This window comes from Candidatus Accumulibacter phosphatis (assembly GCF_012939955.1).
In the GTDB taxonomy this organism is placed as follows: Bacteria; Pseudomonadota; Gammaproteobacteria; order Burkholderiales; family Rhodocyclaceae; genus Accumulibacter; species Accumulibacter delftensis.
Map to the genome: position 1 here is coordinate 1 of NZ_SPMY01000018.1, position 26964 is coordinate 26964.

The following is a 26964-nucleotide window of genomic DNA, read 5'->3' on the forward strand; positions in this document are numbered from 1 at the left end:
TTGCGCGCTTTCACAGTTAACGGTCATGACANGTNGAGANACCCCNAATCATGAAAGTCATGACCGTTTCCCTCTTCCCCTGCCCCTTCTCCCGCAAGGGGAGAAGGGAGTTTCGTGAGTCGCTTGCGCGACTTTCACATTAACTCAGCGCGCTCTGGGAAGGCAGCGGCGGGCGGGCGTCGAGCGACGCCACGCCTGTCGCCGACGCTGTTACTGGCAGCGTTTCGGTTGCGGGATGCCGGGTTGCAGCGCCGGGTTGTGGCCCGCATCCTTGCCCAGCGCCTGCAAGGCTTCTGGCGCTGCCGCTGCCTGCATCGCCAGCGGCAGTGCTTTGATCATCACGTCATACTGCTTGTCCAGGCACTCCTGATTCAAGGGATCCTGTTGCGAGCAGCTCGCTTCGCTTGCCAGCGCCTCTTTCACCGCGGGAACGTTGCCGAGGTAGGTGGCCCACTTGAATTCCAGGAAATAGACGTTGGCCGGTGCGCAGGTCGCGCTCTCGTGAAACTTGTCGTCGCAGCTCAGTTCGTCGTCGTCCAGGCTGACGCCGGGAGCGTCACACTTGATGTAGCCGCAACTGTTTCGCACCCACGCCGACAGCGTTCGCAAGGGGTCGTCCTGCAGGGCGCCGATGCTTTTCGGAAGCTGGCTGGGCCGGATATCCTCGCCGGCCGGATTCTTCAGCCAGGTATCGTGCTTCGCTACCATCCGCGCCCAGAAGTCGTCATCCTTCAGGTCGGACCAGTCGGCAAGGAGGTAGCCGTAAACCTTCTTGTCACTGTTCTTCAGGTCTGCGTTCCACACGGCGGTGGACAGGTGATGGTGGTCGGTGAGGTAAAACACTTCGCCCGGCCCCCGCACCAAGGGCACCCAGCGCTTCTCGCCAAGCAGATATTGATCCAGTTTCCCGGCCTTGGCTTTCCCCGTAATCTTGGCGGCCTTGCACTCGACGGCGTCCATCCCGACTGCCGACTGTGTCGGATGAAGATCCTTGACCTCGATGACGCAGCCTCTCTTCATTTTTTCCTTCAGGCTGATGAGCCCATCGTCGTTCGCTCTGGCGACTTTTTGTATGCTTGTCGCACTCCGCAATCTTGTCGTCGTCCTTGTCTTTCTTCGCTTGTGCCGTTCCAGACAGGCCAATTGCCAGCAATCCGGAAAGCATGATCGTAATAGCGTGCATCTCGTCCCTCCTTTGTTAAAGCAACGTGAAACAGATGTGAGGCAAGCTCCAAGGGGTGCCGCAGGCAGTATCGGGGGCGCCAGCGGGCAAGTCAATCTTTTGCCGACATGAGGCAGAGTGCACAGGACGGTCGCTGGCCAACTGCAAGCTGCCCGCCAGGGTCTACGAAGGCCGCGGAGTGGAGTGAGCGGTGTGCTTGTGCTGTGGTGCGAGCGCGCGATCAGCGGTCTTGCAGCGTGGCGATTCGGTATTCGGCCAGCTGGCGATCGGCGCGGGCCGAGTGGGCGCGGTTCTTCATTTTTGTCCGGTAGGCCTCGCTCGCTTCCCGGCCGCACCAGACCTTGATGACTTCCGGCTCGCTCGGGTGCTCGGGCAGATAGCTGCTGAGGTCGTAGACTTCGCCGTTGATCGCCATCCAGCAATCGTCGGCAGTCTTGTGCCTGGCCACTTCGCCGAGGGTACGGAAGTTGCCTCTGGCGATCAGCAGGGGTGCCTGAACCTGGTTGGGCAGCCATCGATCGCTGCTGGCGAAGCCGAGTAGCAGCAGCCAGAAGGAAGCGGTGGCGATGATGAATAATTGGCGCATCAGCGGAAATCGAAACTCTCGAAATGAATGGCTGCGGCGCTGACTCCGCGCTGACGCAGGGCTGCGGTGAGCGTTGCCAGCAGCGGCTGTGGACCGCACATGTGCACCTGCCGCTCGCGCAGCCCGGACACCTGTGCCAGCAGGCGGTCGACATCCGGCAGGCCGGATCCGGAGGCGTCAGTGAGCAAGACGAATTGCGCATCCTCGCGGCTCGCGGCGGCGAGTTCTTCGAGAAAAACGGCATCGGCGGTGTGGCGAAAGAGGTAGAGCAAGGTCGTCGGCTGGCTGCAGCGCTGCGCCCGCAACTCGGCAATGAACGGGGTGATGCCGATGCCGCCCGCAATCCAGAGTTGGGGCGCCCAGCGAACATCGTCCAGAAAGCTGCCGAAGGGACCTTGGAGGCGGACCAGAACGCCCGCTTCGAGTTCCTGGATATGGCGAGAACAGGGGCCAAGTGCGCGCACGCTGATTCGTAGTCGGCCCTGGTGGTCAATGCCGCTGACCGTGAAGGGATGGTATTCGCCACAGCCGTGAAAGCTTGGGCCGTCGCCGAAGGCGGCGAGAACGAACTGGCCTGGGCTAAGCGCCAGTGCCGCGGCACAGGGCGCCAGCGCGGCCTCGATCACTCCTGCCGCCGGCTTTTCGACCTGCGTTACCCGGTAGGGGTGAGCGCTCAGGCCGAGATCGCTGGCCAGCAGGCGCCAGCCGAGCGCCAGCGTCGTGATGAGCAGCAAAGCGAGGAGTAGCGGCTCGTTGCCAAGCAGCACGTAGACATGCGTCAAGCCGAGCAGGACGCCGCCGCCAAGCAGGAAATGAAAGCTGCGCCAGCGCCGGTACGGCAGGTGCACGGCGAAAGTGCTGGCCAGGCCGAGCATCAGCAAGAGTAGTCCGGCCCAGCCAAGCCACAGTGGCCAGGACTGCGCACGCGGATCGAGCGTTTGCCAGGCGAGCTGCGGCGCTTCTGCCCAGCCGTCGAGTGCCAGCGCCAAGGGGTGGCAGAGGAGGAGAAGATAGGCGATCAGGCCGCAGCGGTGGTGCCAGCGATAGCTCAGCTCGAGGCCGCCGAGCAGGCGCGCCAGGCGGGCCTCGCGAACCATCAGCAAGAGACTGGCCACCAGCAGGCCGGTGCCCGCCCATCCGGCGACGATGCCGGCGCTGCGCCAGGCCGTCAAATCCTCCGGGAGCGCCCAGTAGACGCTGGCGAGAGCGATTGACAAGGCCAGCGTCGGGGCAACCAAGCGACGGGCTGAGGCGGCGCCTGGCGCCGAGCTTGGCCGGCTCATTGCAGCCGGCCGCGCGCGCGCAGCTTGTCACAGCCGGATTCCGGCGACGCTTCGAGAACGACACCCACTGCACGGGCGCGCTCGGACAATTCGGCGTGCCGTTTCGTCTGGTAGGCCTTGCATTCCTGGTAAGTCGCAAAGCTGCGCATCAGCCGCTGATGTTCGACACGCTCGTCCGGGGTCATGAACTGCCAGCCGTAGGTGTTCTGGCGAGCGGCGTGCCAGGGCCCTGCGGCCAGAGCGACGGTGAGCAAGGGCAGGAGCAGCACGCCTGCCAGCAGCGCCCTGCGTTTGAATGGCTTCATCGCTTATGGCCCGGGAAGGATTTTCACGGCCTCAAGGCGCGATTTGCAGTTGCGCCGGGTCGAGAAGCAGGAAGCGGGCGAAGCGTTGTTCCTTGCGCTTGCCGTCGTCACTGACGATGACGATTCGCGGCTGGCCATCGATGACTGCCGCGGTGATTCCCTCGGCGTGCTCGAAGCCGGGCAAGCCGGCGACCGTCACCCGGCGTGCCCGGTCATCGGCATCACCACTCCAGAACCAGAGTTCGAACTGTACCTGCGCGCGCGCCATCGGGCCAGCGATCACGAGATAGCCATTCAGCAAGGGGATGTAGGCCATGCCGCGGATACCATTGCCGCCAAGATCGAGGCTGATCAGCGAGGCCGCAATCCTGGCTTCGGCGCCCGTTTCAAACAGCGTTTCGGGCTCATGAAGACAAGCGATAATCGCCCGGCCGTTGAGCAGTGGCGCACGCAATCCGAGCAGCAGGGCACGCTGGTCGGAACTCAGGGTCAGCCCTTCGATATTCAGCCCGCCGTCGGCCTTTACGTCGCGGATCCTGGCCGCAGCCGCAAGCACCGGGTGTGCAGCGGTCAAGGCCTGTTTCACCCCCGTGGCGACGCTGGCGTCGACGACGCGCTCGCCGTCGATGCGAAAGCGGATCAGTTTTTCGCGCGCTGCCCGCACCTCGCCATCCTTGTCGCGGGAGTGCGAGGTGATCGCATAGATGACTCCCGCGCGGTCGACGGCGACCCCTTCGAGGTCGTCGAGTTCACCCAGTTCACTGATTGCACCTTGTTGCGCGTCCTTGTCGGGCACGCCGAGGGCGAGCCTGATCTGGTCGAACAGGCCCAGCTTGCGCTTGGCGTCGTCCGTTGCCAGGGGCGTACTACTGACGCTGTCGTCGGCGTCGATGGTGATCACGCTGAGCGGCTGCGTGCTGTCGTCCTCGACGACAATAAAACGGCCGTCGGGGAGCTGCTGGATACCAGATGGCTCATAGACGCCGGGCAGGGTACGGAAGCTGGGGGTGTCGTGCGCTGGCAAGGGAGAGCTCTCCGGACAAGAGTAAGAGTCAGCGCGTTGCGTGCGCTGCGTGAGCTGAATGAGTTGTATGAGCTGTTTGCTTTCTGTGCTTTGTTCCGCTGTGCCGACCAGTATCCATGGCTGCGGGAGTGCTCGTCAATCGCGCCGTCGCGGCGTCTCGTCGGCTCTCTTTCTGCGCCCTCAAGTCTCTCGGCTCTCAGATGTGACACATGCCGACGTTGTCGGCGATCAAACGCCAGCGATGGCCTTTGCGGCTCAAGAGGGCGTCGGCTGCGGCCGGGCCATCGCTGCCGGCGGCATAGGAGGGCAGGGGTTCGTCCTGTTGCGCGGCCCAGGCCTCTTCGATCGGCGTCATCAGCCGCCATTGCGCCTCGACGCCGTCGCGACGGGTGAACAGGGTCGGGTCGCCGCGCATCGCGTCAAGCAGCAGTACGGCATAGGCGGAAGGCGGCTGGCCGGCAAAAGCCGAGCGATAGCAGAAGTCCATGCTCACCGCGGTCGCCTGTTTCCCCACTCCCGGTTGCTTGGCGCCGAAGACGAGGCTGATACCCTCGTCCGGCTGGATGCGCAGGGTGATGCTGTTGGACTCAAGCGTATTGGTATTGGGAAACAGGCTGACCGGCGCGTGCCGAAAATGAACCGTGATTTCGGTGACCTGGCGGGCGAGACATTTTCCGGTACGCATGTAGAAGGGTACACCTGCCCAACGCCAGTTGTCGATGCTCAACTCCAGTGCCGCGTAGGTCTCGGTACGGGAGTCGCGAGCAACGCCCTTTTCCTGGTGATAGCCGGGCACGGGCAGGTCGTCGATCGTTCCGGCAGCATATTGCGCGCGCACCGTGCGCAGCCCTACTTCCGTGGCCGTCATCGGGCGGATGCTGCGCCAGACTTCGCTCTTCTTGTCGCGGATGACGTCGGCGTCAAGGCTTGCCGGTGCTTCCATGGCCGTCAGTGCCAGGAGTTGCAGCAGGTGGTTGGCGACCATGTCGCGCAGCGCGCCCGATTCTTCGTAGTAGCCCGCCCGATGTCCCACGCCGAGGGGTTCGGCGGCGGTGATCTCGACATAGTTGATGTGGTTGCGGTTCCACACCGGCTCGAAAAGCGCGTTGGCAAAGCGAAAGAAAAGGAGGTTCTGTACGGTCTCTTTGCCGAGGTAGTGGTCGATGCGATAAATCTGTCGCTCGGCGAAGGCTTCGGCGACCGTGGCGTTGAGGGCGTGCGCCGACGCCAGGTCACGGCCGAAAGGCTTCTCGATGACAAGCCGCGACCAGCCTTGCTGCTCCTGGTTCAGCCCGGCGCTGGCCAGTTGGCGAATGATGGTCGGCGCGGCGCTGGGCGCAGTGGCCAGATAGAACAGGCGGTTGGCGGCGGCGGGCAGGGGCAGCGCCTGCAGGGATTCTGCCAGTCGCCGGTGAGTGTCCGGATCGGCGAAGTCGCCTTGCAGATAATGCAGCCGCGAGGCGAAGCCCGGCCATTGCTCGGCCACGTCAGCCAGGTCGCTGGTCTCGGGCGATTCGGCGACGCCGCCGTGCAGATGTTCGCGGAAGGCATCGTCGGCCAGCACCTGGCGCCCGATTCCCAGGAGCTGAAACTTCTCGGTCAGGCAGCGCTCGCAGGCCAGACGAAACAGCGCCGGTATCAGCTTGCGCCGCGTCAGGTCGCCGGTGGCACCGAAAATGACGACGATGCATGGCTCGGCGGCGGGCAGGGGCGCGGCCGGCGTTGCCAGGGGAGTGCTCGGATCGTTTTGTGGAGACAGCGCAGCCATGGGAGGCATCGGTTTTTCCTTGCGAAAGCGAGCGGGAGGGGGAGCGTCAACGGCGGGCGCAGCAAAGGCAGGCGCGTCAAGAGTCGGGTGAGGTATGGAAAAAGATGTCGACGCCGCCAGTCGGAGTGATCCGACTGGCGGGGACAGGTGCGCCGTGGCGCCAGTCTTGCAGTGCTTCCTGCTTGTCCGGGCCACTGACCAGGAAGATCACCTGTCTGGCGCTGCTCAGCCGCGCGGGGCTCAGCGTGACCCTTTCTGGCGGTGGCTTGGCGGCGTGCAGGATGGCGATCACCGGCGGCAGCTTTGTTGCCTTTTCCCAGGCTTCTCCGGGGAACAGGCTGGCGGTATGGCCGTCTTCGCCGAGGCCCAGCAGGACCAGGTCGAAGTCCGTTCCCGCGCCCAGCGTGGCGAGTTCCTGCGCATAGCAGAGCGCCGCTTTTTCGGCGCCCAGTTCAGCCGGAATCGGATGCACCTGCAGCTGCGGGATGGGCACCTGCGCGAGCCATGCACTGCTCGCCATGGCACTGTTGCGCTGCGCATCTGCCGGCGGCAGGCAGCGCTCGTCGCCAAAATAGATGTGCCACGCCGACCACTCGGTCCTCGCCGCGCACAGCGCCCGATAGACCTGGCGCGGGGTCGTGCCGCCGGCGAGCACGATGCGAAAGGCGCCGCGTTCGGCGATGGCCTGTTGCGCGCTGGCGAGAATGGCATCGGCAGCCGCCGCTTCCAGGTCGCTGCGGCTATCGAATTCGTGCCAGCGGCGTTGTTGCATGGCGCTTCGCCTTACTCGGCCTTGCTCGGCTCGACATGGCCGCCGAAGCCTGCGCGCATCGCGGAAAGCATTTTCTCGGCAAACGTATGTTCCTGGCGCGAGCGGAAGCGGGCGTAGAGCGCGGCGGTGAGCACTTCCGCGGGCACGGCCTCGTCAATCGCCGCCTGCACCGTCCAGCGGCCCTCGCCGGAATCCTGCACGAAGCCACTATAGCCGGACAAGTCGGGCTGCCTGGCCAGCGCCGCGGCGGACAGGTCGAGCAGCCACGAAGTCACCACACTGCCGCGCCGCCACAGCTCGGCGATATCGGCGAGGTCGAAGGGGTAGCGTTCAGCGCTCGGCAGGGCTTCGCTGTCGGCGTTGCGGAGAATGTCGAAACCCTCGGCATAGGCCTGCATCAGGCCGTACTCGATGCCGTTGTGCACCATCTTGACGAAGTGTCCCGCCCCGGCCGGGCCGCAATGAAGATAGCCCTGCTCGGCACTGCCGCCAGGCGTTCTCCCTGGCGACGGCGGCACGCCGGAAGGGCCCGGCGCCAGCGTCCGGAAAACCGGCTCCAGGCGTTTCACCGCCGCCGCATCGCCGCCGATCATCAGGCAATAGCCACGTTCCAGGCCCCAGACGCCGCCACTGGTGCCGGCGTCGAGATAGAGGATGCCGCGTTCGGCGAGCACTCGCGCGCGGCGCACGTCATCCTTGAAATGGCTGTTGCCACCATCGACGATGACGTCGCCAGCGGCGAAATGGCTGGCCAGTTCCATCACCGTCGCGTCGGTGATCTCGCCCGCCGGGACCATGATCCATGCGGCGCGCGGCGGCCTCAGCTGGTCGGCCAGTTCGGCCAGGCTGGCGGCGCCGCTGGCGCCCGCCTGCACCAGTTGGGCGACGGTTTCCGGCTTGGGGTCGTAGACCACGCAGTCGTGTCCACCCTGCAGCAGTCGCCGCGCCATGTTGGCGCCCATGCGGCCCAATCCCAGCATCGCAATTTGCATCGTCATTACTCCTTGATCGACAGGTCAATCGGCAAAACGCTGGCTCGCAGGAAGGGCGCGGCGCCGAGGTGAAGCAGCTGCCTAGCCGCGGCGCCAGGCGTGGAAGCGTGCGACCCATGCGAGCAGCTGCTGCGGCGCGTGCGCCTTCTTCCAGTTACCGGCGACGTACTTGTTGGCTTCGGCGAGCGTCGGGTAGATGTGGATGGTGCCGAGAATCTTGTTCAGGCCGATGCCGTGGCGCATGGCCAGGACATACTCGGCGATCAGGTCGCCGCCGTGCTCGCCGACGATGGTGACGCCGAGAATGCGATCCTTGCCGGGAACGGTGAGGACCTTGATGAAGCCATGCGCTTCGCCGTCGGCGATCGCCCGGTCGAGATCGTCGATACCGTAGCGCGTCACTTCGTAAGGGATGTTGCGCGCCCTGGCGTCGCTCTCGTTGAGCCCGACGCGCGCCACTTCGGGTTCGACGAAGGTCGCCCAGGGGATCACCGAGTAATCGGTACGGAACTTCCTGAACGGATCGAAGAGCGCATTGACCGCCGCGTACCAGGCCTGGTGCGCGGCGGTGTGGGTGAACTGGAAGGGGCCGGCGACGTCGCCGGCGGCGTAGATGTTCGGATATTTCGTTTGCAGGAAGTCGTTGGTCTCGATCGTCCGATTCGTCGCGATGCCCAGTTCCTCGAGGCCGTAGCCACTCAGGTTGGCTGCCCGGCCGACCGCTACCAGCAAGGCGTCGAAGGGAATGCGCACTTCCTGGCCCTGGTGTTCGGCGAGCAGGATCTTCTCGCCGTCCTCGACGACAAAGGCTTTCGCCTGGTGATTGAGGAGCACGCTGATGCCTTCGTCGCGGAAGCGTTTGGTGACCATTTCCGAGACTTCCGGATCTTCGCGGACCATGATCCGTGGCCCCTGCTGCACCTGCGTGACTTGCGCACCGAAACGGGCGAAGGCCTGCGTCAGTTCGCAGCCGATCGGGCCGCCGCCGAGGACGAGCAGCCGGCGCGGCAGTTGGCGCAGCTCCCAGATGGTGTCGGAGGTGAGGTAGCCGACCTCTTCGAGACCGGGAAGCGGCGGCACGAAAGGGCGACCGCCGGTGGCGATGACGATGCTGCGCGTCGTCAGCCGCTCGCGCTCGCCACTGTTGCGCAGCACCTCGACTTCCCACGGCGAGATGATCCTGGCGCTGCCGGCGATCACTTCGACGCCGAGCTCGGTATAACGCTCGGCCGAGTCATGCGGTTCGACGGTCTTGATCACCCGCTGCACACGTTCCATCACCTCGGCGAAGTCGAACTCTGCCTTTGCTGCGCGGATGCCGAACTCCTGCGAGCGTTGCATGTGCGAGAGCAGCTTGGCCGAACGAATCACTGCCTTCGAGGGCACACAACCGGTGTTCAGGCAGTCGCCACCGAGTTTGTGTTTTTCGATCAGCGTCACCTTGGCTTTCACCGCCGCGGCAATGTAGGCGGTGACCAGTCCGGCCGAGCCGGCACCGATGACGATCAGATTGCGATCGAAGCGCGCCGGCTTCGTCCAGCCGGCATAGACTTTGCGGGCCGCCAGGGTGTCGACGATCTTCTTGGCAAGCAGCGGAAAGATGCCGAGCAGCACAAAGGAGCCGAGCAGCGCCGGCGAGAGAATCCCGGCCAGCGAGTCGATCCTGGCCAGCTGCGTGCCGGCATTCACATAGACCAGCGTGCCGGCGAGCATGCCGAGCTGACTGACCCAGTAGAAAGTGCGCGTCTTCAGCGGCGTCAGCCCCATCACCAGGTTGATGACGAAGAAGGGGAAGAGCGGTACCAGGCGCAGGGTGAACAGATAGAAGCCGCCTTCCCTGGCGATGCCGGCGTTGATGGCGCGCATGCGCTCGCCGAAGCGCTTCTGTACCCAGTCGTGCAAGAGGAAGCGCGAGGCCAGGAAAGCCAGGGTGGCGCCCAGCGACGAGGCAAAGGAGACCAGCAGCAAGCCCCAGAAGAGTCCGAAAATGGCACCGCCGGCGAGCGTCAGCACAGCGGCACCGGGCAGCGACAGCCCGGTCACGGCCACGTAGGCGAGGAAGAACAGCAAGCCCGCCTTGACCGGCTGCGCCGCACGCCAGGCTTCGATTGTTTCCTGCTGGCTCTTGAAGTAGTCGATGCTCAGGAAGCGACCGAGGTCGAGCGCGAAGTAGGCCACCAGCAGGCCGCCCAGGGCAGCCATCAGCAGCAGTCGTCGAGTATTCATTACCGCCTTTCCGATCTAGAGTGGTGCTGCATTCCTGATCAGGCTTTCAGCGACCCTGAGCGCAGCCTGAAAGCCGTGAGGTCGCGGGATTTCGCCCGCTTGGTGGCGCTGCCGTCGTGGCAATGACGTGCGCGCTGGTGTGGCGGCGTATTTCCGACGCGACTCTCAGCAAGCGATCAGCTGCCGCAAGTCGGCGCGGCAGCGATTTGGTCGCCGAGCACCTCGCCGAGCGCGCCGCCGCAACTCGAGCCCTGTCCCGCCGTACAGCCATAGCAGTGATCGGCAACGCGGATCGGGCGTCCTTCGAGGGCCGCGGCGCTGAGCTCGGTAATGTGCAGGCGTGGCTGGCCGGGCTGGCCAGGTGGCTTGCCCGCTGCCAGGCCGAGGGGCAGCCCGAGCTGCTGGTTGAAGTCACAATCGTAGAGATAGCCCTGCCAGTCGATCGACAGCAGATTGCGGCACATCACCTGCTCGAGGTTGTCGTCGCGATGCGCGCCGCGCAGCAGTTGCATGTAGCTGTTGAACTGACCTTTCGAGATCAGCATCGACCCGAAGCGCTGGATCGGCATGTTGCTGAGCGTGAACAGCTCGTTGAAAACGATGCCGAACTCCTGCCCGAGATGCTCGCGGTAGGCGGCGGTCAGCGCTTCCTGCGGTGGCGGCAGCGTCGGTCCTTGCGGGTTGAAGACCAGATTAAGCAGCAGGCCGCTGTCGGGAGCCGCGTAGCCGAGCGCATTGAGTCGCTGCAGGCCGCGGATGCTGGCGTCGAACGTGCCCTTGCCGCGTTGCCGGTCGACGTTCTCTTCGAGATAGCAGGGCAGTGAGGCGACCACCTCGACGCCATGTTCGGCCAGGAAGTCGGCCAGATCCTCATGGCCTGGCTCCTCGAGGATGGTCAGATTGCAGCGGTCAATGACGCGCAGACCACGTTGCCGACCGGCGACCACCAGGCGGCGGAAATGCCTGTTCAGTTCCGGCGCGCCGCCGGTCAGGTCGAGCACCTTGACTTCGGGGCTGGCGGCAATGAAGGCCAGCAGCGCATCGATCGTCTCGGCGGTCATTTCCTCCTTGCGCTGCGGGCCGGCATTGACGTGGCAATGCAGGCAGCTTTGATTGCAGCGATAGCCGAGATTGACCTGCAGGGTTTCCACCGAGCGCCGGCGCAAGGCCGGGAAAGTGCTGATGGCGAGAAGGGGGAGGGTGGCGTGCATCTTGTTTTTTCTCCGGTTGATCGTCCTGCCTTGGTCGAGCGCAAGCGGTGTTTCCTTACAGCGCGCTCAGGCACCAGGCAGGACGCTCGACGCGCAGGCTACAACGCGTCCCGGGAACTCGCTGATTGCGCTGGCCACCGGAAAGGGAGCGCGGCGCCACACCAACCCGCACGTCATTGCGAGGAGGCGCAGCCGACGTGGCAATCCAGTTCCATCGTCTCACTATCTCCTGCCGCAGTGACACGCTGCCGCACTGACATACTGACAACGCGAAGAGCCAAACCTCTGGATTGCCGCGTCGCTGCGCCTCCTCGCAATGACGGTGGATGGGTGGATGGGTGGGTGGATGCTTGCCGACAGCCCATCAAGAATGCAGCGCATGCCCCTAGGGTGCGAGAGCCGCTTTCGCCAGGCCGGCCAGGGCCTTGCTCAGCTTCTCGGCGACCGGGCACTGCGCGACGCCGTGTCGCTGGGCCAGGAAGAGGGGATCGTTATAGCCCAGCCAGACCTGCGCACTGTCGTCCTCCCAAATCAGCGCCTTGAGGGGCAAATCGATGCCGACTGTTTGTGCGCATTCCATGAACGGCGTGCCGCCTTCCGGATTGCCGAAGATGATGACCTCCGTGGCGCGCAGGGACTTGCCGATCTTCGCCGCGCCCGCAGCGTGATCGATACGCGCGAAGACGGTGAGTCCGCGTTCCTTGACGACTTTCTCGAAGCGGTCCATGGTCGCCAGCACGCCATAGGGGCTCTTGACGACCACCAGACCTTCGGCGGCGGAGGCCAGCGAGACAATGGCCATGAGGGCGAGGGCGACGAGCGAGTGCAGGGTCTTCATGATGAACTCCTTTCAGGTGGGCTCAGGGGGGTCATTCACTATGACAGTAAATCAGGGTTCCGAGAAGAAGCCCGGCGCCGGCTTCGCCAGACGCTCACTTGTCCACCGCGAAAGGTGAGCCTTGTCCAAAGTGGTGTGACCCTCAAAGTAGATGTCGGCGAAGGACGAAACGGCTTGGTCATCCTGACGATGGTGATCAACAGGAACGAAACACGGCTTCGCACGATCGAGCAGATCGAACAATTCCCACGCGGTAGCGGGAATTCATAGCTTCCATACTGTGTGCAACGCTACCTTAGCGTGCTCTGTTTTCTGTTTTCCGAGAACGACCCCTTCTTCAGCAAACGCCTGTGCAGCAGCTGTGCGCTGCTGGACCACGGGTGGCCGGTTCGCCTAGCGCTCACTTCGCGATGGTAATCGGCAGGTCGACGCCCGGCGCCATTGCCGAAGACCTTGGCCAGCGCATAAGCCTCGAGCGCGGCCGTCAGGATGTCGCTGCCGAGCGCTATTTCGGTGTCGTCGGCTTTGCCCACCAGCTGCCGCAGGCTGGCCAGGTGCGGTCGCAAGAGATCGAGCTTGTGGAGATCGCGCTCGGCTTCGGCGAGATCGAGTTCCGGCGGGATGATCTGCCTGTTCTGCGCCAGGACGATCAGCGTCTGTCGGCAAAAGGCTTCCGACTTGTCGCCCATCTTCGCCAGGCTACGCCGCTGCTCGACCGAGAACTCGATCAGGCCGCCGAGTTTCTCCTGCAGGGTCGTGATCGCGGCGGCAATCGCCGCCAGGTCGTCGGGGCTGATATTCGGCGTTACGAGGTTTTGGCTCCAATGACTCTTGATTGACCGCGCCGGACGGCCGCCTGTCAAACTCGATTGCTTGTCGATGGCGGCCTTGTAGTACGATTGCCGGGCGGCGTGTTTCGGCCATTAACTGCCACTGGAGCGGAGCTCCGATAAGCGGACCGTGACAACCGCCCCGTGGGGTGCCCGGCGATCACGTCAGGAGAAGACGTCTGGATCCTGCATCCAGGCGGGAATGTCGCTCTGGCCATGCAGTATGCGCCAGACGTCGATGTGGTTCGGTTGCTCGGCGTAGAACACGAGGTAGGGGTAGGACGACAGCGCCCAGGCGCGTAGGCCGGGAAGGTCCAACTCATGTCCATAGCGAGGCGAACCCGTGCCAGGATAGCGCGCGATGTGGGTATAGCTCCGTTCCAGTGCGTCAATGAAGCCCAGCGCCACCGCCGAGGAAGCCTCTTCGAGGTAGTAAGCTATCGCGTCGTCGACGTCCTGGTTTGCCCGTTCACGGGGAACGACGGGCTTGACCTTCACCCGCGAGAAACCGACTTGGCGGCTTTGTGTACCCGGCCACGCAGACTTTCGAAGTAGGCGGCATCAGCCGGCGACGTCGGCGCAGTGGCTACGCCGGCCAACAACAAACCACGCAAGTGCTGACGATCCTGATCCTTGCGGATCAATGCGCGCACGTACTCACTACTGGTGCCGTAGCCACGTTCGCTCACCTGCTTGTCCACGAAGGACTTCAGGCTGTCGGGCAAGGAAATATTCATTGTGCTCATGGACGCAGACTAGGCTTCTTGGCAAAATTTGGCAAGTCGCTTATTCGCCTCCGTCTCATCAGTTGCGCTGGACGACCGCTTCCTTGTCGCGCTGATGACTGCAACGACCCTTATGGAAAGCTTTCCATAAGGGTCGTCAAGAGACCATCACGAAAAAATGACAGAAACCTCGCTTCGGATTGTTTCCGAATGCCGTGGCTGCCCTCCGAACCACGAAGCATCGCTTGGCCAACCGCCTGTCTTCTGCTCACCACAAGAAGCGCGCCGTGGCCGCCCTCGACGCATGCGGTAAGCAGGTTTCCCTCGTCGGCATGTTCTACGGCGGCGAGTCGCCGGCACTGTCGTGCCGGACTTTCCGAGCATTAATGTGAAAGTCGCGTATGCGACTCACGAAACTCCCTTCTCCCGTCGCGGGAGAAGGGCCGGGGGTGAGGCGGGGAATTCAGGGAGCATGCTCCCTGCCCGGCGAACGATTCCGGCGTGCAAGCCGGAATGCGCACTGCAAGTGAGAGGGGGGGCGGTCATGACTTTCATGATCAGGGGTGTCTCGACATGTCATGACCGTTAGCCGGGCATTGGATCCGCGTTACCCAGCGCCGTCGTATTCAGCCCGCCATCGACGTACATGATCTCGCCGGTAATCGCGCTGGCCAGGTCGGAGAGCATGAAGGCGGCGGCGTTGCCGACTTCGTCGATGGTGATGTTGCGGCGCAGGGGGGCGTTGTGGGCGTTGTAGGCGAGCAGGCGCGAGAAGTTGCCGATTCCGGACGCGGCCAGGGTCTTGATCGGGCCGGCCGAGATGGCGTTGGCGCGGATGCCTTGCGGGCCGAGGCAGAAGGCGAGGTAGCGGGTGGCCGCTTCGAGGCTGGCCTTGGCCAGGCCCATGGTGTTGTAGTTGGGCAGGGTGCGTTCGGCGCCGAGGTAGGAGAGCGCCAGCAGGGCCGGGTTGCGGCCTTTCAGGAGCAGTGGCCGGGCGGCCTTGGCCAGTCCGGCGTAGCTGTACGAGGAAACGTCGTGGGCGATGCGAAAGGCGTCGCGCGAGATGCCGTCGAGGAAGTCGCCTTCGATGGCTTCGCCGGGGGCGTAGGCGATCGAATGCACCAGGCCTTCGAGGCCGTCCCAGTGCTCGGCGAGAGCGGCGAACAGCGCGTCGATATCGGCGTCTTCGGCAACGTCGCAGCGATAGACCAGGGTGCTGTCGAACTCCGCGGCGAATTTGGCGACGCGAGCTTCAAAGCGTTCGTTCTGATAGGTGAAGGCCAGTTGCGCGCCTTCGCGGTGGCAGGCTTTGGCGATGCCGTAGGCGATCGAATGCTTCGATAGTACGCCGGTGATCAGAATTCGCTTGTCGGCGAGGAATCCCATGACTTCTCCCGTAACTAGAATGGGTTGCGTTGGCAGCTTGGCTGCGAATCAGCATAACCGACGCATTATAAAGGAATTGCATCACTCGCTCGGCAAAAGCACGCAGTCTGTCAGGTGGCGGGCGTTTGCCAATGGCGAGTGCCGGATGCTGCGCCGTGCAGCCAAAGCGGCGGACTTCAAGGTAAACTGCCGCCCATGCCCCCCTTTCGCCTTGCCCTTCGCCCGCTGCTTCTTCTGCTTGCGCTGCTGTCGCTGCTGTTCCTGCTGGCGGCCTGCAGCAGTGAGCAGAACGATCCCTATCCGCAGGCCGAGCGCGGCAAAAATATTCTCTATGCGGCCTTCACCGAGCGTCCGAAACACCTCGATCCGGTGCAGTCGTACAGCGAGGACGAAATCACCTTCACTGCGCAGATCTACGAGCCGCCGCTGCAGTACCACTACCTGAAGCGGCCGTACACGCTGATTCCGGCGACCAGTGAGAGCGTACCGGTGCCGCGCTACTACGACGCCGAGGGCCGCGAGTTGCCGGCCGACGCACCGGCCGCCGAGATCGCGCGCAGTGTTTACGACATTCACATTCGCCCGGGCATTCGCTACCAGCCGCATCCGGCTTTTGCCACCGACGCCGCCGGGCAGCCGGTCTATGGCGAACTGGACGCCGAGAAGCTGCGCGGCATCGAGGTGATCGCCGATTTCGCCGCGACCGGCAGCCGCGAACTGGTCGCCGACGACTACATCTACCAGATCAAGCGCTTGGCCCATCCACGCCTGCATTCGCCGATCTTCAGCATGATGAGCGAGCGCATCATCGGCCTGCCGGAACTGGGTGCGGCGCTGAACGAGGAAGCGAAAAAGCTGCCGCCAGAGGCCTGGCTGGATCTCGATCGTTTTCCGCTGAGCGGCGTCAGTCGCCTCGATCGCTACAGCTATCGCATCGAGTTGCGCGGCAAGTATCCGCAGTTTCCCTACTGGCTGGCGATGCCTTTCTTCGCGCCGGTGCCGCGCGAGGTCGACCGTTTCTACAGCATGCCGGGAATGGCCGAGAAGAACCTGACGCTGGACTGGTATCCGGTCGGCACCGGGCCGTTCATGCTCACCCGCAACGATCCCAACAGCCGCATGGTGCTTGAGCGCAACCCGAACTTCCATGGCGAGAGCCATCCCTGTGTCGGCGAGGCCGGCGACGAGGCGGCCGGGCTGCTGGCGGATTGCGGCAAGGCCTTGCCGTTCATCGGCCAGGCCGTCTTTTCGCGCGAGAAGGAGGCGATTCCCTACTGGAACAAGTTCCTGCAGGGCTATTACGACGCGTCCGGGATTTCCTCGGACAGCTTCGACCAGGCGGTGCGTCTCGGCGGCGGGGGTGACGTCAGCCTGACCGACGAGATGCGCGGGAAGGGCATCCGCCTGCTGACCAGCGTGCGTCCCTCGGTTTTCTACATGGGTTTCAACATGCTCGATCCGGTCGTCGGCGGCCTCTCCGAGGAGGCGACGAAGTTGCGCCAGGCGCTGTCCATCGCCATCGACCAGGAGGAGTTCATCTCGATTTTCATGAACGGTCGCGGCATCGCCGCAACCAGCCCCCTGCCGCCGGGGATTTTCGGCTATCTCGACGGTGAGGAGGGTAATAACCCGGTGGTGTACGACTGGGTCGACGGGCGGCCGCGACGCAAGTCGATCGAGGTGGCGAAGAAGCTGCTCGCCGAAGCCGGCTGGCCGAATGGTCGCAACGCCAAAACCGGCGAGCCGCTGGTCCTCAGTCTCGATACCACCAGCGGTGGCATGGGCGAGAAGTCGCGGCTCGACTGGCTGACCCGGCAGTTCGCCAAGCTCGATATCCAGTTGCTCGTGCGCTCGACCGACTTCAACCGCTTTCAGGAGAAGATTCGCAAGGGGGCGGTGCAGCTCTACTACCTCGGCTGGAACGCCGACTACCCGGATCCGGAGAACTTCCTGTTCCTGCTCGACGGCACCGACGGCAAGGTTGCGGTCGGCGGTGAAAATGCCTCCAACTACGCCAATCCCGAGTACGACCGCCTCTTCGAGCGCATGAAGAACATGGAAAGCGACGGACCACGCGGCGCTGAACGGCTGGCCATCATCCGTCAGGCGATAGCCTTGCTACAGAACGACGCGCCGTGGATCTTCGGCTTTCATCCGAAGAGCTATACCCTCGGCCATGACTGGCTGCACAACCGCAAGTCGACGGATGTCGGCAACAATATCCTCAAATATCAGCGCATCGACGTCGCCGAGCGCGAGCGCCTGCGGCAGCAATGGAATGAGCCGGTGCTCTGGCCGCTGCTTGTCGCGCTGCTGCTGCTGGTGGCGGTCGTCTTGCCGGCGGCGATCGGCTATCGGCGCCGCGAGCGCGGGACCGCGCGCTGATGTGCGCCGCGCTCCGGGCAAGCCGCTTTGCGCTGCGGCTTGAGGTATAGTCGCGCACCATGCTCGCTTACCTCGTTCGCCGTCTGCTCTATGCCTTGCCGATCCTGATCGGCGTGAACGTGATCACTTTCGCGCTGTTCTTCATCGTCAATACCCCCGATGACATGGCGCGCATGCAGCTTGGCGTCAAGCGCGTGACGCCGGAGGCGATCGACAAATGGAAGGCCCAGCGCGGCTACGACAAGCCGCTGTTTATCAACGAAGCGGCGAGTGGCAGCGCGGTGTTCACCGATACCATCTTCTTCAGCAAGTCGGCGCGCATGTTTGCCGGCGATTTCGGGCGCGCCGAGGACGGCCGCGACATCGCCCGCGAAATCAGCTCGCGGATGGGGCCGTCGCTGGCGATTGCGCTGCCGACTTTCATCCTCGGCCTGCTGGTGACCGTTTCCTTTGCGCTGATGCTGACTTTTTTTTCGCGCCAGCTACCTCGATTTCTGGGGCGTCGTGCTGTGCGTGGCGCTGATGTCGATCTCCGGCCTGTTCTACATCATCGGCGGCCAGTTTCTGATCAGCAAGATGTGGAAGCTGGTGCCGATCTCGGGCTATGGTGGCGGCCTCGATGCCTGGAAATTCGTCATCCTGCCGGTGCTGATCGGGGTCATCTCGGGGATTGGTTCGTCGACGCGCTGGTATCGCACCATCTTCCTGGAGGAGATCTCGCGCGACTATGTGCGCACCGCGCGTGCCAAGGGGCTCTCCGAACTGGCGGTGCTTTTTCGCCACGTCCTGCGCAACGCGATGATCCCGATCCTGACCGGGGTGGTAGTGGTCATCCCGCTGCTGTTCATGGGCTCGCTGCTCACCGAATCCTTCTTCGGCATTCCCGGCCTCGGCAGCTATACCATCGACGCCATCAACGCGCAGGATTTTGCGGTCGTGCGGGCGATGGTCTTCATCGGCTCGGTGTTGTACATCGTCGGCCTGATTCTTACCGATCTCTCCTACACCTTCGTCGATCCGCGGATTCGTTTCAACTGATGGCCTTCCTCCCCGTCATCCTCTGGTCGGATGTGCTGATCTGGCTGCTCTTCGTCGCGGCCGCTATTTTCGGCTGGCTGTCCCTGCGCAATCCGCTGTGGCGGACGGCCTGGCAGCGCGTCGGTCACAGCCGGGCGGGAATGGCTTCGGCGACGGTGTTGCTGGTCTTCGTTGTCGTCGGTCTGCTGGATTCGCTGCATTATCGGCCGCGCCTGGAAAATGCGGCCGGGCAGCGGCCCAGTGGCGAAGCCAGCCCGGCGGCCAGCGACGTCAGCAAGCAGCCGGCAGCCTACGCCGTCGAAGTGCTGTCGCTGCTCGACGCGATCCTGACGCCGCTACGCACGCAAAACGAGAAAACCTATTCCGAACCCCTGGCGACGCGTGCCTACGCCAAGGAGTCGATCGAGTCGCGCGACGCGGCTGGCGAGCTGCAGCAAACGCGCGATTATCCGCGCCTGCGCCATGGCGGTGCTCATCTCGGCGCCGACGAAGCGGGTCGCGACGCCGACGTCGGGCAGCGCCTGCTGCATGCCCTGGTGCTGGCCATTCTTGCCTGGTGGGTGCTGGCGGCGGCGACTGCGGCCCGCCTGGCGCGCCGCGAGAGCTGTGCGCACATGGAGGCCTGGCGACGCATCTGGAGCAATGAGAGCGACTTCGCGTGGAACGCGGTACTCGCCGCGCTCGGCGTCGTCCTGCTGGTCGCCCTGCCGCTGGCGATGCTCGCTGGCCACTACCATGTCTTCGGCACCGACAAGGTCGGCCAGGATGTCTTCTATCAGGTCCTCAAGAGCGTGCGCACGGCGCTGGTCATCGGGCTGGTGACGACCCTGGTCACCTTGCCGCTGTCGATTTTCCTCGGCGTCCTCGCCGGTTACTTCCGCGGCTGGGTGGATGACCTGATCCAGTACCTGTATACCACGCTCAGTTCGATTCCCGGGGTGCTGCTGATCGCCGCCGCGGTGCTGATGATGCAGGTGCTGATCGACAACCATCCGCAGTGGTTCGCCACCGCCGCCGAACGCGCCGACCTGCGCCTGCTGGCGCTCTGCTTCATCCTCGGGGTGACCAGCTGGACCGGCCTCTGCCGCCTGCTGCGCGGCGAGACCCTGAAGCTGCGCGAACTGGAGTACATCCAGGCCGCCCAGGCTTTCGGAGTGGCCGATCTGCGCATCATCGGCCGCCACATCCTGCCCAATCTGATGCACATCGTGATCATCGCGCTGGTGATGGATTTCTCGAGTCTGGTGCTCGCCGAGGCGGTGCTTTCCTACGTCGGTATCGGCGTCGATCCGACGATGATCAGTTTCGGCACGATGATCAACAACGCGCGCATGGAGCTGGCGCGCGAACCGATGGTCTGGTGGTCGCTGGCTGCCGCCTTTACGTTCATGTTTACGCTGGTGCTGGCGGCGAACCTGCTCGCCGACGCGGTACGCAACGCCTTTGATCCGCGGATGGCGGGCTCGGCATGATTGAGGAAACGAGCTTGAGCGACCAAAAGCTGCTCGAAGTGGCGAATCTGCGCATCGCTTTCGCCAGCGGCCGTTCATTGCTGGCGGCGGTCGACGGCGTCGACTTCCAGGTCGCTGCCGGCGAGACCCTGGCCCTGCTTGGCGAGTCGGGTTGCGGCAAGTCGGCGACGGCGCTCGGCCTGCTGCGCCTGCTGCCCGCTGCCGGGCGGATTCCCGGCGGTGCGGTGCGTTTTGCAGGCCGCGATCTGCTCGCCTTGCCGGAAGCCGAAATGCGCGGCGTGCGCGGCGGCGGCATGGCGATGATTTTTCAGGAGCCGGCGACCAGCCTCAATCCGGTGCTTACCGTCGGTCATCAGATCGGTGAAGTGCTTGAACGCCACCTTGCCCTGGCCGGCCAGCCGGCGCGCGAACGTTCGCTCGAACTGCTCAGTGCGGTCGGCATCGCCGATGCGCCACGCCGTCTCGGCGAGTATCCCTTCCAGCTCTCCGGCGGCATGAAGCAGCGGGTGATGATCGCCGTCGCGCTGGCCGGCAATCCGCGCCTGCTCATCGCCGACGAGCCGACCACCGCGCTGGACGTGACCATTCAGGCGCAGATTCTCGAGTTGCTGCGCCGGCTGCAGGCCGAGCGCGCGATGGGCATGCTCTTGATCACCCACGACCTCGGCGTCGTCGCCCAGATGGCAACGCGGGTGGCGGTGATGTACGCCGGCCAGATCGTTGAAGAGGCGCCACACGCGGTCTTCTTTTCGGCGGCGCGCCATCCCTACACGCAGAAGCTGTTCGCCGCCTTGCCCGATCTGGAACGGCGCGGAGGTCGGCTCGATACGATCCCCGGACAGGTACCGCCGCTCTCCGCAATGCCCGCCGGCTGCCGCTTCGCGAGCCGTTGCCAGTACGCCTGGGAGCTTTGCCGGCAGCAGGCGCCGGAATGGCGGCAGGTGGCGCTGGGCCATCGCTTGCGCTGCCATCTGGACGCCTTGCCGGACGCCGTGGCGCGTACCAGCACGGCCACCAGTGCTGGCAGCAGCGAAGCGCTGTCTAGCGGGGGCGGTGATGTAGTGTCACCGGTATTGCTCAGCGTCGACGAGCTGCGTGTTCATTTTCCGATCCGGCGCGGCATCCTGCAGCGCACGGTCGGACAGGTGCGCGCGGTCGATGGCGTCTCGCTGGAGTTGGCGCGGGGCAGGACGCTGGCGCTGGTCGGCGAGTCGGGCTGCGGCAAGACGACGGTCGGCAAGGCCATCCTGCAGTTGATCGCCGCCAGCAGCGGCAGCGTGCACCTGCTCGGGCAGGAACTGGGTAGCCTGACGCGCAAGGGACGGCGTCCGCTGCGGCGGCGCATGCAGATGATCTTCCAGGATCCCTTCGCTTCGCTCAACCCGCGCATGTCGGTCGGCGAAATCATCGGCGAGGGCATGGGCGCTTTGCGCATCGATATGCAGCGCCAGGGCCGGGGCGCGGCGATTGCTGCCGTGCTCGAGCAGGTCGGCCTCGAAGCGGCGGCCGCCAGTCGCTATCCGCATGAATTCTCGGGCGGGCAGCGGCAGCGCATCGCCATTGCGCGGGCGCTGGCGGTGCAGCCGGATCTGGTGATTTGCGACGAGCCGACTTCGGCGCTCGATGTTTCGGTGCAGGCACAGATTCTCAATCTTCTGGCGACGCTGCAGGCCGATCTCGGGCTGGCCTATCTGTTCATCACCCACAACTTCGCGGTGGTCGACCATCTCGCCCACGAGGTGGCGGTGATGTACCTTGGCCGCATCGTCGAACGCGGGACAGTCGATGAGGTTCTGCGTTCGCCGCAGCACCCCTATACGCGCGCCTTGTTGTCGGCGGTGCCCAGCACTCGCCTCGACGCGCAGCCGGCCTTCATTCGCCTGCCCGGGGAAACGCCGTCACCAGCCAATCCGCCGAGCGGTTGCCATTTCCATCCGCGCTGCCGGCAGGCCACGGCTGCCTGCCGTGAGCGCTATCCGGAAACGACGGCGCTGTCGAGCACGCACACGGTGCGTTGCCATCTCCATGCGTAGCTGCCACTGCTCCTGCCATGGCAGCGCGCGGTGTTGGTAAGCCGGAAAGTTGGCAAAAGCCGGAAAGTTGGCAAGCCCGCTTGACGCTTCGCTGACGAGGCTTTGCCGGCTACTTCAGGATCAGGACTGAACCCGCAATTTCGTGCCCGAGGTCACCTGATCCGAACGCAGCTTGTTGAGCTTCTTGAGTTCGCTGATGCTCATGTCGTAGCGTTGGGCGATGCTGGACAGCGTCTCTCCCCGGCGCACGGTATGTGTGCGCGGAGCGGCCGCGGCAGGCGCAGCCGTCGTGGGCCCGCTCGCCGTTCGCGTTGGCTTGCTTTTCGCTGGCGTTTCCTTGCTGGCGATCTCGGTCTTGACGCGGGTGGAGGCGCTGGCCTGGGTGCTGCTGGTCACCGTTAGCCGGGTGCCGTATTTCGCGGTATTGGAGCGGAGCTTGTTGAGGCTTTTCAGCTCGGCAAGGCTCATTCCGTAGCGCCGGGCGATCGCACTCAGCGTCTCGCCCTTGCGCACCTCGTGCGTGCTGGTTTGCGTGCCCACGCCTGGCGCCGGTTTTTCCGCAGCCGGTCTTTCCGTTGCCGGTTTTTCCGCTCGCTGGGCCGGCGCTGCAAAGACCAGCGGCTGCTCCTCTGGCGAAGCCTTCAGGCCCATGTCTTGCGGTTCGTTTCCTTCACCTGCGACCAGCAGTGTCGCTCCCGAAGCAACCCGCATGCGGCCCTGGAGACCGTTTACAGCCTTGAGGCCGGCTACCGTCATGCCGAAGCGTGGCGCGACCTCTTCGAGTTTCTCGCCCGGGCGCAGGGTATAGGCTTGCCAGGAAGAGAGAGGTTTGTCGCTTTCCTCGTGCGCTTCGAGGTTGTGGGCGAAGGTTTCGAGCTTGTCGGCCGGGATGACCATGGGCGTTTCGGATCTGATCACCGCGCGATTGTGCGAAGGGTTCAGCGCAACGAACTCCTGGACCGGCATTTCAGCCAGTTTTGCTGCCAGCTTGACGTCGATATTGCCGGAGTTGGTAACCGTCGCGAAGTAGGGACGCATCGGGACGCCGAGCATGTCGAGGTCGGCGAGGATATTGGGATTGTTGAAAATGTTTTTCAAGGCCTGCAGCTTGGGGACGTAGTTACGCGTTTCCTCAGGCATCTTGAGGCTCATGTAATCGGTCGGCAGACCCTGCGCGGCGTTTTTCTTGATCGCCCGACCGACCGCGCCTTCGCCCCAGTTGTAGGAGGCCAGCGCCAGGTGCCAGTCGCCGTGCAGTTCGTAAATGTACTGCAGGTAGTCGAGTGCCGCGCCGGTCGACTGGACGATATCGCGCCGTTCGTCGACCCACCAGTTCTGTTCCAGATTGTATTGCTTGCCGGTCGCCGGCACGAACTGCCACAGGCCGGAGGCATGGCTGCGCGAGTAGGCCGTCGGGTTGTAGGCGCTCTCGACCATCGGCAGCAGGGCAATTTCCAGCGGCATGCCGCGCTTGTCGAGCTCGATGATGATGAAATGCAGGTAACGGCTGCTGCGTGTGATCATCCGCCGCAAGTAGTCCGGGCGGTTCAGATACCACTGCTGATGGTGCAGAACGAGCTCGCTGTTGATGTTCGGCATCGCGAAGCCGCGCCGCAGGTGCTGGAAGATCTCCGCCGACTCGTAGGTCAGGTCGATGGTCTCGGGGAGTCGCGCCGGCGCGGCTACTTCAACCACCGGCAAGGGGCCATCGCTTCCTGCCGGGACGGCGCTTGCCGCGGCCTCGCTGCGTGCCGGGGCGGTCAGCGCTGGAACCTCTGACTGAGGATTTACGCTCGCCGCGTCGTTCGACCAGGCGGTAGCGCAGGCAAGAGCAGTAACAAGTGCGAAAGCGATTCGTGACGTCATCCGGTGGTCCTGTCCTCGTTCGCGGGCGGTGCCAGTTGTCCCGACGAAATCGGTTGAGCTGTGCGCTTCACCTGAGCCGGTTCACCTGGTGGAATTTTGCCCGACAAGCTTCTGATTATAGAACAGCCATCTCGCTGTTGTAGTGATCATTTGCGGCGCAGAGACGCGCTCGCGCCGACGGGGGGGGCTGGCTGCTGGCCCCCGGAAAGGGAGCGCGCGCCCTTGGCGGTTGCCAGGCGTAAAACAGAAAAAGCCCAGGCTGGCTGGGCTTTTTGCTTTCTTGTGCTGGCGGAGTGGACGGGACTCGAACCCGCGACCCCCGGCGTGACAGGCCGGTATTCTAACCAACTGAACTACCACTCCTTGTGTTTTCTTGTGTTTTTGTTGCCCTGCTGCTCCCTGTCGCGGCCTCTCTGCTGCTGTCTGGCGAGGCCCTTGCAACCGGGAAGCTGCGCATTATAGCGGAATTTGGCGGGCAAGCAAGGGGAAAAGAGCCGCTCGCAGCGCCGCGCATGTTTTTGCTGCATTTCGCTGTATTTCGCTGCATTTCGTCGCATCAGCGGATCGCACCGACAAAGCCGTTGATGTCGGTGTGCGCGTCGTGCAGGTGTTGCAGGCACTCGTCCCAGTGCCGCGGGCGCAAGGCCAGCAGCTCGAGCAGGGCGGCTCGCTGGCGGTCATGTTCCGCTGATGGCGGCGTCGCGCCACCCAGTGCGGCGTAGGCGGCCTGGTCGGCCAGTCCGATCAGGGCGCAGAAAGCGCGCTCCTCGCCAGCCGCTTGCGGGTCGTGATGGTGGGCGATGGCGGCGATGTAGCGCGCTGGCAGATCCCAGCGCTCGGCGACCATCTCGCCGACCTCCGGATGAGTGAATTCGAACAGCGTTCGCTCGGCTTCGAGACTGCTCATCGCTGCCGCGCCGCGCCGCAGCTCGAGTACTTGATGGTAGGCAGGTTCGGCCTGGATGGCGAAAATCAGCTTGCCGATGTCGTGCAGGATGCCGGCCATGAACGCTTCGTCGGCCGAGCACTCGAGGTGTGGGGAAAGGAAGCGTGCGGCGGCGGCGGTGGCGATCGAATGCTTCCAGAACTCGGTCAGGTTCAGGCGCTCGGTGCGGAAGGAATCGAAGGCGCCAACCGAGAAGATCATTCCCTGAACATTGGTGAAACCGAGCACCCGCACCGCTTCGGAAATGGTGCTGATGCGCCGCGAGAAGCCAAAGAAAGCGGAGTTGGCGACGCGCAGGATCTTGGCCGAGATCGCTGGATCATTGACGATCACTCGCTCGACGGCGCGGGCATCGCTGTTCGGATTCTGCAGGACCTTGAGTGCCTGCACGACGATCGCCGGCAGCGTCGGGACTTCGTAGAGGTCGACGGGGCGGAAACGTGCCATCGGTTCCGTGGTCAGCTTGTGTCCGTCCGCGGTGGCGCCCAGCTCGCACAAGCTCGGCGACAGCCCGGGGTGAATCAGCTGGAAGACGTGTATCGGGTGCGGCAGGTCGCGCAGGCGCAGCATGCCGGTATCGCGCAGGCTGGTTTCCGCCGGCAAGGATTTGCGCACCAGGGCTTCGGTCGGCGAAGTGAGCAGTGTCTGTCCGCCAAGCGTGACCGCCAGCACGCGCGCGCAGCGGTTGACCGTCGTTCCGAAGTAGTCGCCGCTGCTCAGGTACGCCGGGCCGGTGTGCAGCGCGACGCGTACGCGCAGCGCTGACTTCGTCGGCCAGCGCGTGGCGGCGAGGCTGGCCTGGATCTGGCAGGCGGCGTGCAGCGCCTCGCTGGCATCGTCGAAAGTGACGCAGAAAGCATCGCCAACGGTCTTGAAGACATAGCCGTGGTGGCGCTCGATGGCCGCCGAAAGCAGCGCGTTGTGGCGCTGCAGGGCGACGCGCATGGCCTGCGATTCGGTTTCCCAGAGGTTGGTCGAGCCTTCAATGTCGGTAAACAGGAAGGTGGCCGTGATCAGCGAAGCATCGCCCAAGGTAAGTTCTGCCGGTGCCATTTGCTGCCTCGCTCGTTCGTTGTCGGAGATCGTCGGCCGTCGCTGTCGGCTGGACGGGCGGGCGGGTGGGCGNNNAGNNGTCAGGAATTTGGCCGCGCCGAAGCGAGTATCCCGGCTTCCGGTCACTGCCGTCAATCGGCGCGGTGGCTTGGCAGCGGCTGGCGAGCACGCTTGCCGACCGCAGCGGCGATCCGCTCGGCGGTGCTTTCCGGGAGTTTTTTTCGGGTCGCTTTGCACATCCCGCCCAACGGCAGCAGCGCGTGGGAGCAAGCAGCAGCGCTATTTCCCGAGTGCAAAAGCGGCGATCAGCGGGCAGAATGGTGCTCGTACGGCCGACTTCAGTCGAGGCTCGTCCTGTACAAACTCACTGGAACAAACCCATAGGAGACAAGTCATGAGCCAAACTCTCGTTTACGGTGATGCCATCAGCACCTACGTTCGTTCCGTTCGCCTGGCCCTGGAGGAAAAGGGCGTAGCGCACACGCTGGTCGCCGTGGATCTGGTCAAGGGTCAGCATCTGGAAGAGGCGCATCTGGCCCGCCATCCCTGGGGAAAAATGCCCGCCTTCGAACACGACGGCCATTCGATCTACGAGGCAGCGGCGATCATGCGCTATATCGACGAGGTGTTTCCGGGACCGGCCTTGATGCCCGCGACGCCCGTTGGCCGCAGCCGGGTCAATCAGGTGATGGGCATCGTTGAAAGCTACGGCTACCCGGCGTCGATCACTCATATTTTCATTCCCCGTGTCCTGGTGCCGGCACTCGGTGGCCAGACCGACGAAGCCGAAATCGAGGCGGCCAAGCCGCGGGCGGCGTTGTTCCTCAAAGAGATCGGGCGCTTGCTGGGCGAGGCAAACTACTTCGGTGGTGCGACCGTGAGCCTCGCCGATTTGCACGTCCTGCCGGTAGTGACCTACCTGCGCGCGACCCCGGAAGGCCTGGCCCTGCTTGCCGCGGCGCCGAGCATCGAGGCCTGGTTGGGGCGCATGAACGAGCGCAGCAGCGTGCACGCCGTGATGCCGCCCAGTTGAACCTCGGAG

The 26964-nt window shown here is 64.2% G+C and carries 23 protein-coding genes, 1 tRNA gene and 1 pseudogene; 6 read left to right on the plus strand and 19 right to left on the minus strand.

Annotated elements, in window-relative coordinates:
- Positions 1-210: 210 nt before the first annotated feature.
- The 15 genes from E4Q23_RS06535 to E4Q23_RS06600 form a co-directional block, all read right to left on the minus strand.
- Positions 211-1020: a ParB/Srx family N-terminal domain-containing protein gene (locus E4Q23_RS06535; RefSeq protein WP_169065889.1), complete on the minus strand. Its 810-nt coding sequence runs from the start codon at positions 1018-1020 to the stop codon at positions 211-213.
- A 383-nt stretch (positions 1021-1403) separates the two neighbouring features.
- On the minus strand, positions 1404-1769 hold the full coding sequence (locus tag E4Q23_RS06540) for a cytochrome b5 domain-containing protein (protein WP_336511619.1): 366 nt from the start codon (positions 1767-1769) through the stop codon (positions 1404-1406).
- Complete coding sequence (locus E4Q23_RS06545) at positions 1769-2986, minus strand: ferric reductase-like transmembrane domain-containing protein (protein ID WP_248595282.1); 1218 nt, start codon at positions 2984-2986, stop codon at positions 1769-1771. The genes E4Q23_RS06540 and E4Q23_RS06545 overlap by 1 nt, the downstream gene beginning before the upstream one ends.
- 62 nt (positions 2987-3048) lie before the next feature.
- Positions 3049-3357 carry a hypothetical protein gene (locus tag E4Q23_RS06550; protein ID WP_169065891.1) on the minus strand — a complete coding sequence of 103 codons (309 nt, stop codon included), beginning with the start codon at positions 3355-3357 and terminating at the stop codon, positions 3049-3051.
- 31 nt (positions 3358-3388) lie between these two features.
- Positions 3389-4381, minus strand: coding sequence for a DUF3616 domain-containing protein (locus tag E4Q23_RS06555; protein WP_169065892.1), 993 nt, complete (start codon positions 4379-4381; stop codon positions 3389-3391).
- A gap of 196 nt (positions 4382-4577) precedes the next feature.
- Positions 4578-6158 (minus strand): glucose-6-phosphate dehydrogenase, encoded by a 1581-nt coding sequence (gene zwf / locus E4Q23_RS06560; protein WP_248595283.1) that lies wholly within the window; start codon positions 6156-6158, stop codon positions 4578-4580.
- 67 nt (positions 6159-6225) lie between these two features.
- A complete protein-coding gene (gene pgl, locus E4Q23_RS06565) occupies positions 6226-6921 on the minus strand; it encodes a 6-phosphogluconolactonase (protein WP_169065893.1) in 696 nt (231 codons plus the stop codon).
- Between the two features lie 11 nt (positions 6922-6932).
- The gene (gene gnd, locus E4Q23_RS06570) at positions 6933-7913 is read right to left on the minus strand and encodes a phosphogluconate dehydrogenase (NAD(+)-dependent, decarboxylating) (RefSeq protein WP_169065894.1); all 981 of its coding nucleotides are present in this window, start codon (positions 7911-7913) and stop codon (positions 6933-6935) included.
- A gap of 81 nt (positions 7914-7994) precedes the next feature.
- Positions 7995-10139 (minus strand): FAD-dependent oxidoreductase, encoded by a 2145-nt coding sequence (locus tag E4Q23_RS06575; RefSeq protein ID WP_169065895.1) that lies wholly within the window; start codon positions 10137-10139, stop codon positions 7995-7997.
- Between the two features lie 176 nt (positions 10140-10315).
- Positions 10316-11350 (minus strand): arsenosugar biosynthesis radical SAM (seleno)protein ArsS, encoded by a 1035-nt coding sequence (gene arsS, locus E4Q23_RS06580; protein ID WP_169065896.1) that lies wholly within the window; start codon positions 11348-11350, stop codon positions 10316-10318.
- 385 nt (positions 11351-11735) lie between these two features.
- The gene (locus E4Q23_RS06585; RefSeq protein ID WP_169065897.1) at positions 11736-12188 is read right to left on the minus strand and encodes a DUF302 domain-containing protein; all 453 of its coding nucleotides are present in this window, start codon (positions 12186-12188) and stop codon (positions 11736-11738) included.
- Positions 12189-12239: 51 nt separating this feature from the next.
- The gene (locus E4Q23_RS23255; protein ID WP_211203667.1) at positions 12240-12431 is read right to left on the minus strand and encodes a hypothetical protein; all 192 of its coding nucleotides are present in this window, start codon (positions 12429-12431) and stop codon (positions 12240-12242) included.
- A 47-nt stretch (positions 12432-12478) separates the two neighbouring features.
- The gene (locus E4Q23_RS06590) at positions 12479-13051 is read right to left on the minus strand and encodes a hypothetical protein (RefSeq protein ID WP_169065898.1); all 573 of its coding nucleotides are present in this window, start codon (positions 13049-13051) and stop codon (positions 12479-12481) included.
- Positions 13052-13183: 132 nt separating this feature from the next.
- The gene (locus tag E4Q23_RS06595; protein WP_169065899.1) at positions 13184-13516 is read right to left on the minus strand and encodes a type II toxin-antitoxin system RelE/ParE family toxin; all 333 of its coding nucleotides are present in this window, start codon (positions 13514-13516) and stop codon (positions 13184-13186) included.
- Positions 13513-13764 carry a type II toxin-antitoxin system ParD family antitoxin gene (locus E4Q23_RS06600; RefSeq protein WP_169065900.1) on the minus strand — a complete coding sequence of 84 codons (252 nt, stop codon included), beginning with the start codon at positions 13762-13764 and terminating at the stop codon, positions 13513-13515. Before E4Q23_RS06600 ends, E4Q23_RS06595 begins: the two co-directional genes overlap by 4 nt.
- A gap of 224 nt (positions 13765-13988) precedes the next feature.
- Here E4Q23_RS06600 and E4Q23_RS06605 point away from each other — a divergent pair, with 224 nt between their 5' ends.
- Positions 13989-14135, plus strand: coding sequence for a hypothetical protein (locus E4Q23_RS06605; protein ID WP_169065901.1), 147 nt, complete (start codon positions 13989-13991; stop codon positions 14133-14135).
- Between the two features lie 193 nt (positions 14136-14328).
- Here E4Q23_RS06605 and E4Q23_RS06610 read toward each other — a convergent pair whose 3' ends face one another.
- Positions 14329-15129 carry an SDR family oxidoreductase gene (locus tag E4Q23_RS06610; RefSeq protein WP_169065902.1) on the minus strand — a complete coding sequence of 267 codons (801 nt, stop codon included), beginning with the start codon at positions 15127-15129 and terminating at the stop codon, positions 14329-14331.
- A gap of 195 nt (positions 15130-15324) precedes the next feature.
- Here E4Q23_RS06610 and E4Q23_RS06615 point away from each other — a divergent pair, with 195 nt between their 5' ends.
- The 4 genes and pseudogenes from E4Q23_RS06615 (at position 15325) to E4Q23_RS06630 (ending at position 22057) form a co-directional block, all read left to right on the plus strand.
- Positions 15325-17514: an ABC transporter substrate-binding protein gene (locus E4Q23_RS06615; protein WP_169065903.1), complete on the plus strand. Its 2190-nt coding sequence runs from the start codon at positions 15325-15327 to the stop codon at positions 17512-17514.
- A 59-nt stretch (positions 17515-17573) separates the two neighbouring features.
- Positions 17574-18552 (plus strand): annotated as a pseudogene (locus E4Q23_RS06620) (ABC transporter permease).
- The gene (locus E4Q23_RS06625) at positions 18552-20024 is read left to right on the plus strand and encodes an ABC transporter permease (RefSeq protein ID WP_169065904.1); all 1473 of its coding nucleotides are present in this window, start codon (positions 18552-18554) and stop codon (positions 20022-20024) included. Before E4Q23_RS06620 ends, E4Q23_RS06625 begins: the two are co-directional and overlap by 1 nt.
- Entirely contained in the window at positions 20021-22057 is a 2037-nt protein-coding gene (locus E4Q23_RS06630) for an ABC transporter ATP-binding protein (protein ID WP_169065905.1), read from the plus strand. The genes E4Q23_RS06625 and E4Q23_RS06630 overlap by 4 nt, the downstream gene beginning before the upstream one ends.
- Positions 22058-22177: 120 nt before the next feature.
- Here E4Q23_RS06630 and E4Q23_RS06635 read toward each other — a convergent pair whose 3' ends face one another.
- The 3 genes from E4Q23_RS06635 to E4Q23_RS06645 form a co-directional block, all read right to left on the minus strand.
- Positions 22178-23923, minus strand: a complete 1746-nt coding sequence (locus tag E4Q23_RS06635) for a lytic transglycosylase (RefSeq protein ID WP_169065906.1) — start codon at positions 23921-23923, stop codon at positions 22178-22180.
- A 286-nt stretch (positions 23924-24209) separates the two neighbouring features.
- Positions 24210-24286: transfer RNA gene (locus E4Q23_RS06640), tRNA-Asp, on the minus strand.
- A 193-nt stretch (positions 24287-24479) separates the two neighbouring features.
- Positions 24480-25922 (minus strand): HDOD domain-containing protein, encoded by a 1443-nt coding sequence (locus E4Q23_RS06645; protein ID WP_169065907.1) that lies wholly within the window; start codon positions 25920-25922, stop codon positions 24480-24482.
- 394 nt (positions 25923-26316) lie between these two features.
- Between E4Q23_RS06645 and E4Q23_RS06650 the strand changes: the two genes are divergently transcribed.
- The gene (locus E4Q23_RS06650) at positions 26317-26955 is read left to right on the plus strand and encodes a glutathione S-transferase family protein (protein WP_169065908.1); all 639 of its coding nucleotides are present in this window, start codon (positions 26317-26319) and stop codon (positions 26953-26955) included.
- Positions 26956-26964: the final 9 nt, after the last annotated feature.

What these genes read in the sequence shown, in the direction of transcription:
- E4Q23_RS06535 (WP_169065889.1), bottom strand. Translation starts at nt 1,020, where the DNA reads ATGAAGAGAGGCTGCGTCATCGAGGTCAAGGATCTTCATCCGACACAG.
- E4Q23_RS06540 (WP_336511619.1), bottom strand. Translation starts at nt 1,769, where the DNA reads ATGCGCCAATTATTCATCATCGCCACCGCTTCCTTCTGGCTGCTGCTA.
- E4Q23_RS06550 (WP_169065891.1), bottom strand. Translation starts at nt 3,357, where the DNA reads ATGAAGCCATTCAAACGCAGGGCGCTGCTGGCAGGCGTGCTGCTCCTG.
- zwf (WP_248595283.1), bottom strand. Translation starts at nt 6,158, where the DNA reads ATGCCTCCCATGGCTGCGCTGTCTCCACAAAACGATCCGAGCACTCCC.
- pgl (WP_169065893.1), bottom strand. Translation starts at nt 6,921, where the DNA reads ATGCAACAACGCCGCTGGCACGAATTCGATAGCCGCAGCGACCTGGAA.
- gnd (WP_169065894.1), bottom strand. Translation starts at nt 7,913, where the DNA reads ATGCAAATTGCGATGCTGGGATTGGGCCGCATGGGCGCCAACATGGCG.
- E4Q23_RS06575 (WP_169065895.1), bottom strand. Translation starts at nt 10,139, where the DNA reads ATGAATACTCGACGACTGCTGCTGATGGCTGCCCTGGGCGGCCTGCTG.
- arsS (WP_169065896.1), bottom strand. Translation starts at nt 11,350, where the DNA reads ATGCACGCCACCCTCCCCCTTCTCGCCATCAGCACTTTCCCGGCCTTG.
- E4Q23_RS06585 (WP_169065897.1), bottom strand. Translation starts at nt 12,188, where the DNA reads ATGAAGACCCTGCACTCGCTCGTCGCCCTCGCCCTCATGGCCATTGTC.
- E4Q23_RS06600 (WP_169065900.1), bottom strand. Translation starts at nt 13,764, where the DNA reads ATGAGCACAATGAATATTTCCTTGCCCGACAGCCTGAAGTCCTTCGTG.
- E4Q23_RS06610 (WP_169065902.1), bottom strand. Translation starts at nt 15,129, where the DNA reads ATGGGATTCCTCGCCGACAAGCGAATTCTGATCACCGGCGTACTATCG.
- E4Q23_RS06615 (WP_169065903.1), top strand. Translation starts at nt 15,325, where the DNA reads ATGCCCCCCTTTCGCCTTGCCCTTCGCCCGCTGCTTCTTCTGCTTGCG.
- E4Q23_RS06625 (WP_169065904.1), top strand. Translation starts at nt 18,552, where the DNA reads ATGGCCTTCCTCCCCGTCATCCTCTGGTCGGATGTGCTGATCTGGCTG.
- E4Q23_RS06630 (WP_169065905.1), top strand. Translation starts at nt 20,021, where the DNA reads ATGATTGAGGAAACGAGCTTGAGCGACCAAAAGCTGCTCGAAGTGGCG.
- E4Q23_RS06635 (WP_169065906.1), bottom strand. Translation starts at nt 23,923, where the DNA reads ATGACGTCACGAATCGCTTTCGCACTTGTTACTGCTCTTGCCTGCGCT.
- E4Q23_RS06645 (WP_169065907.1), bottom strand. Translation starts at nt 25,922, where the DNA reads ATGGCACCGGCAGAACTTACCTTGGGCGATGCTTCGCTGATCACGGCC.
- E4Q23_RS06650 (WP_169065908.1), top strand. Translation starts at nt 26,317, where the DNA reads ATGAGCCAAACTCTCGTTTACGGTGATGCCATCAGCACCTACGTTCGT.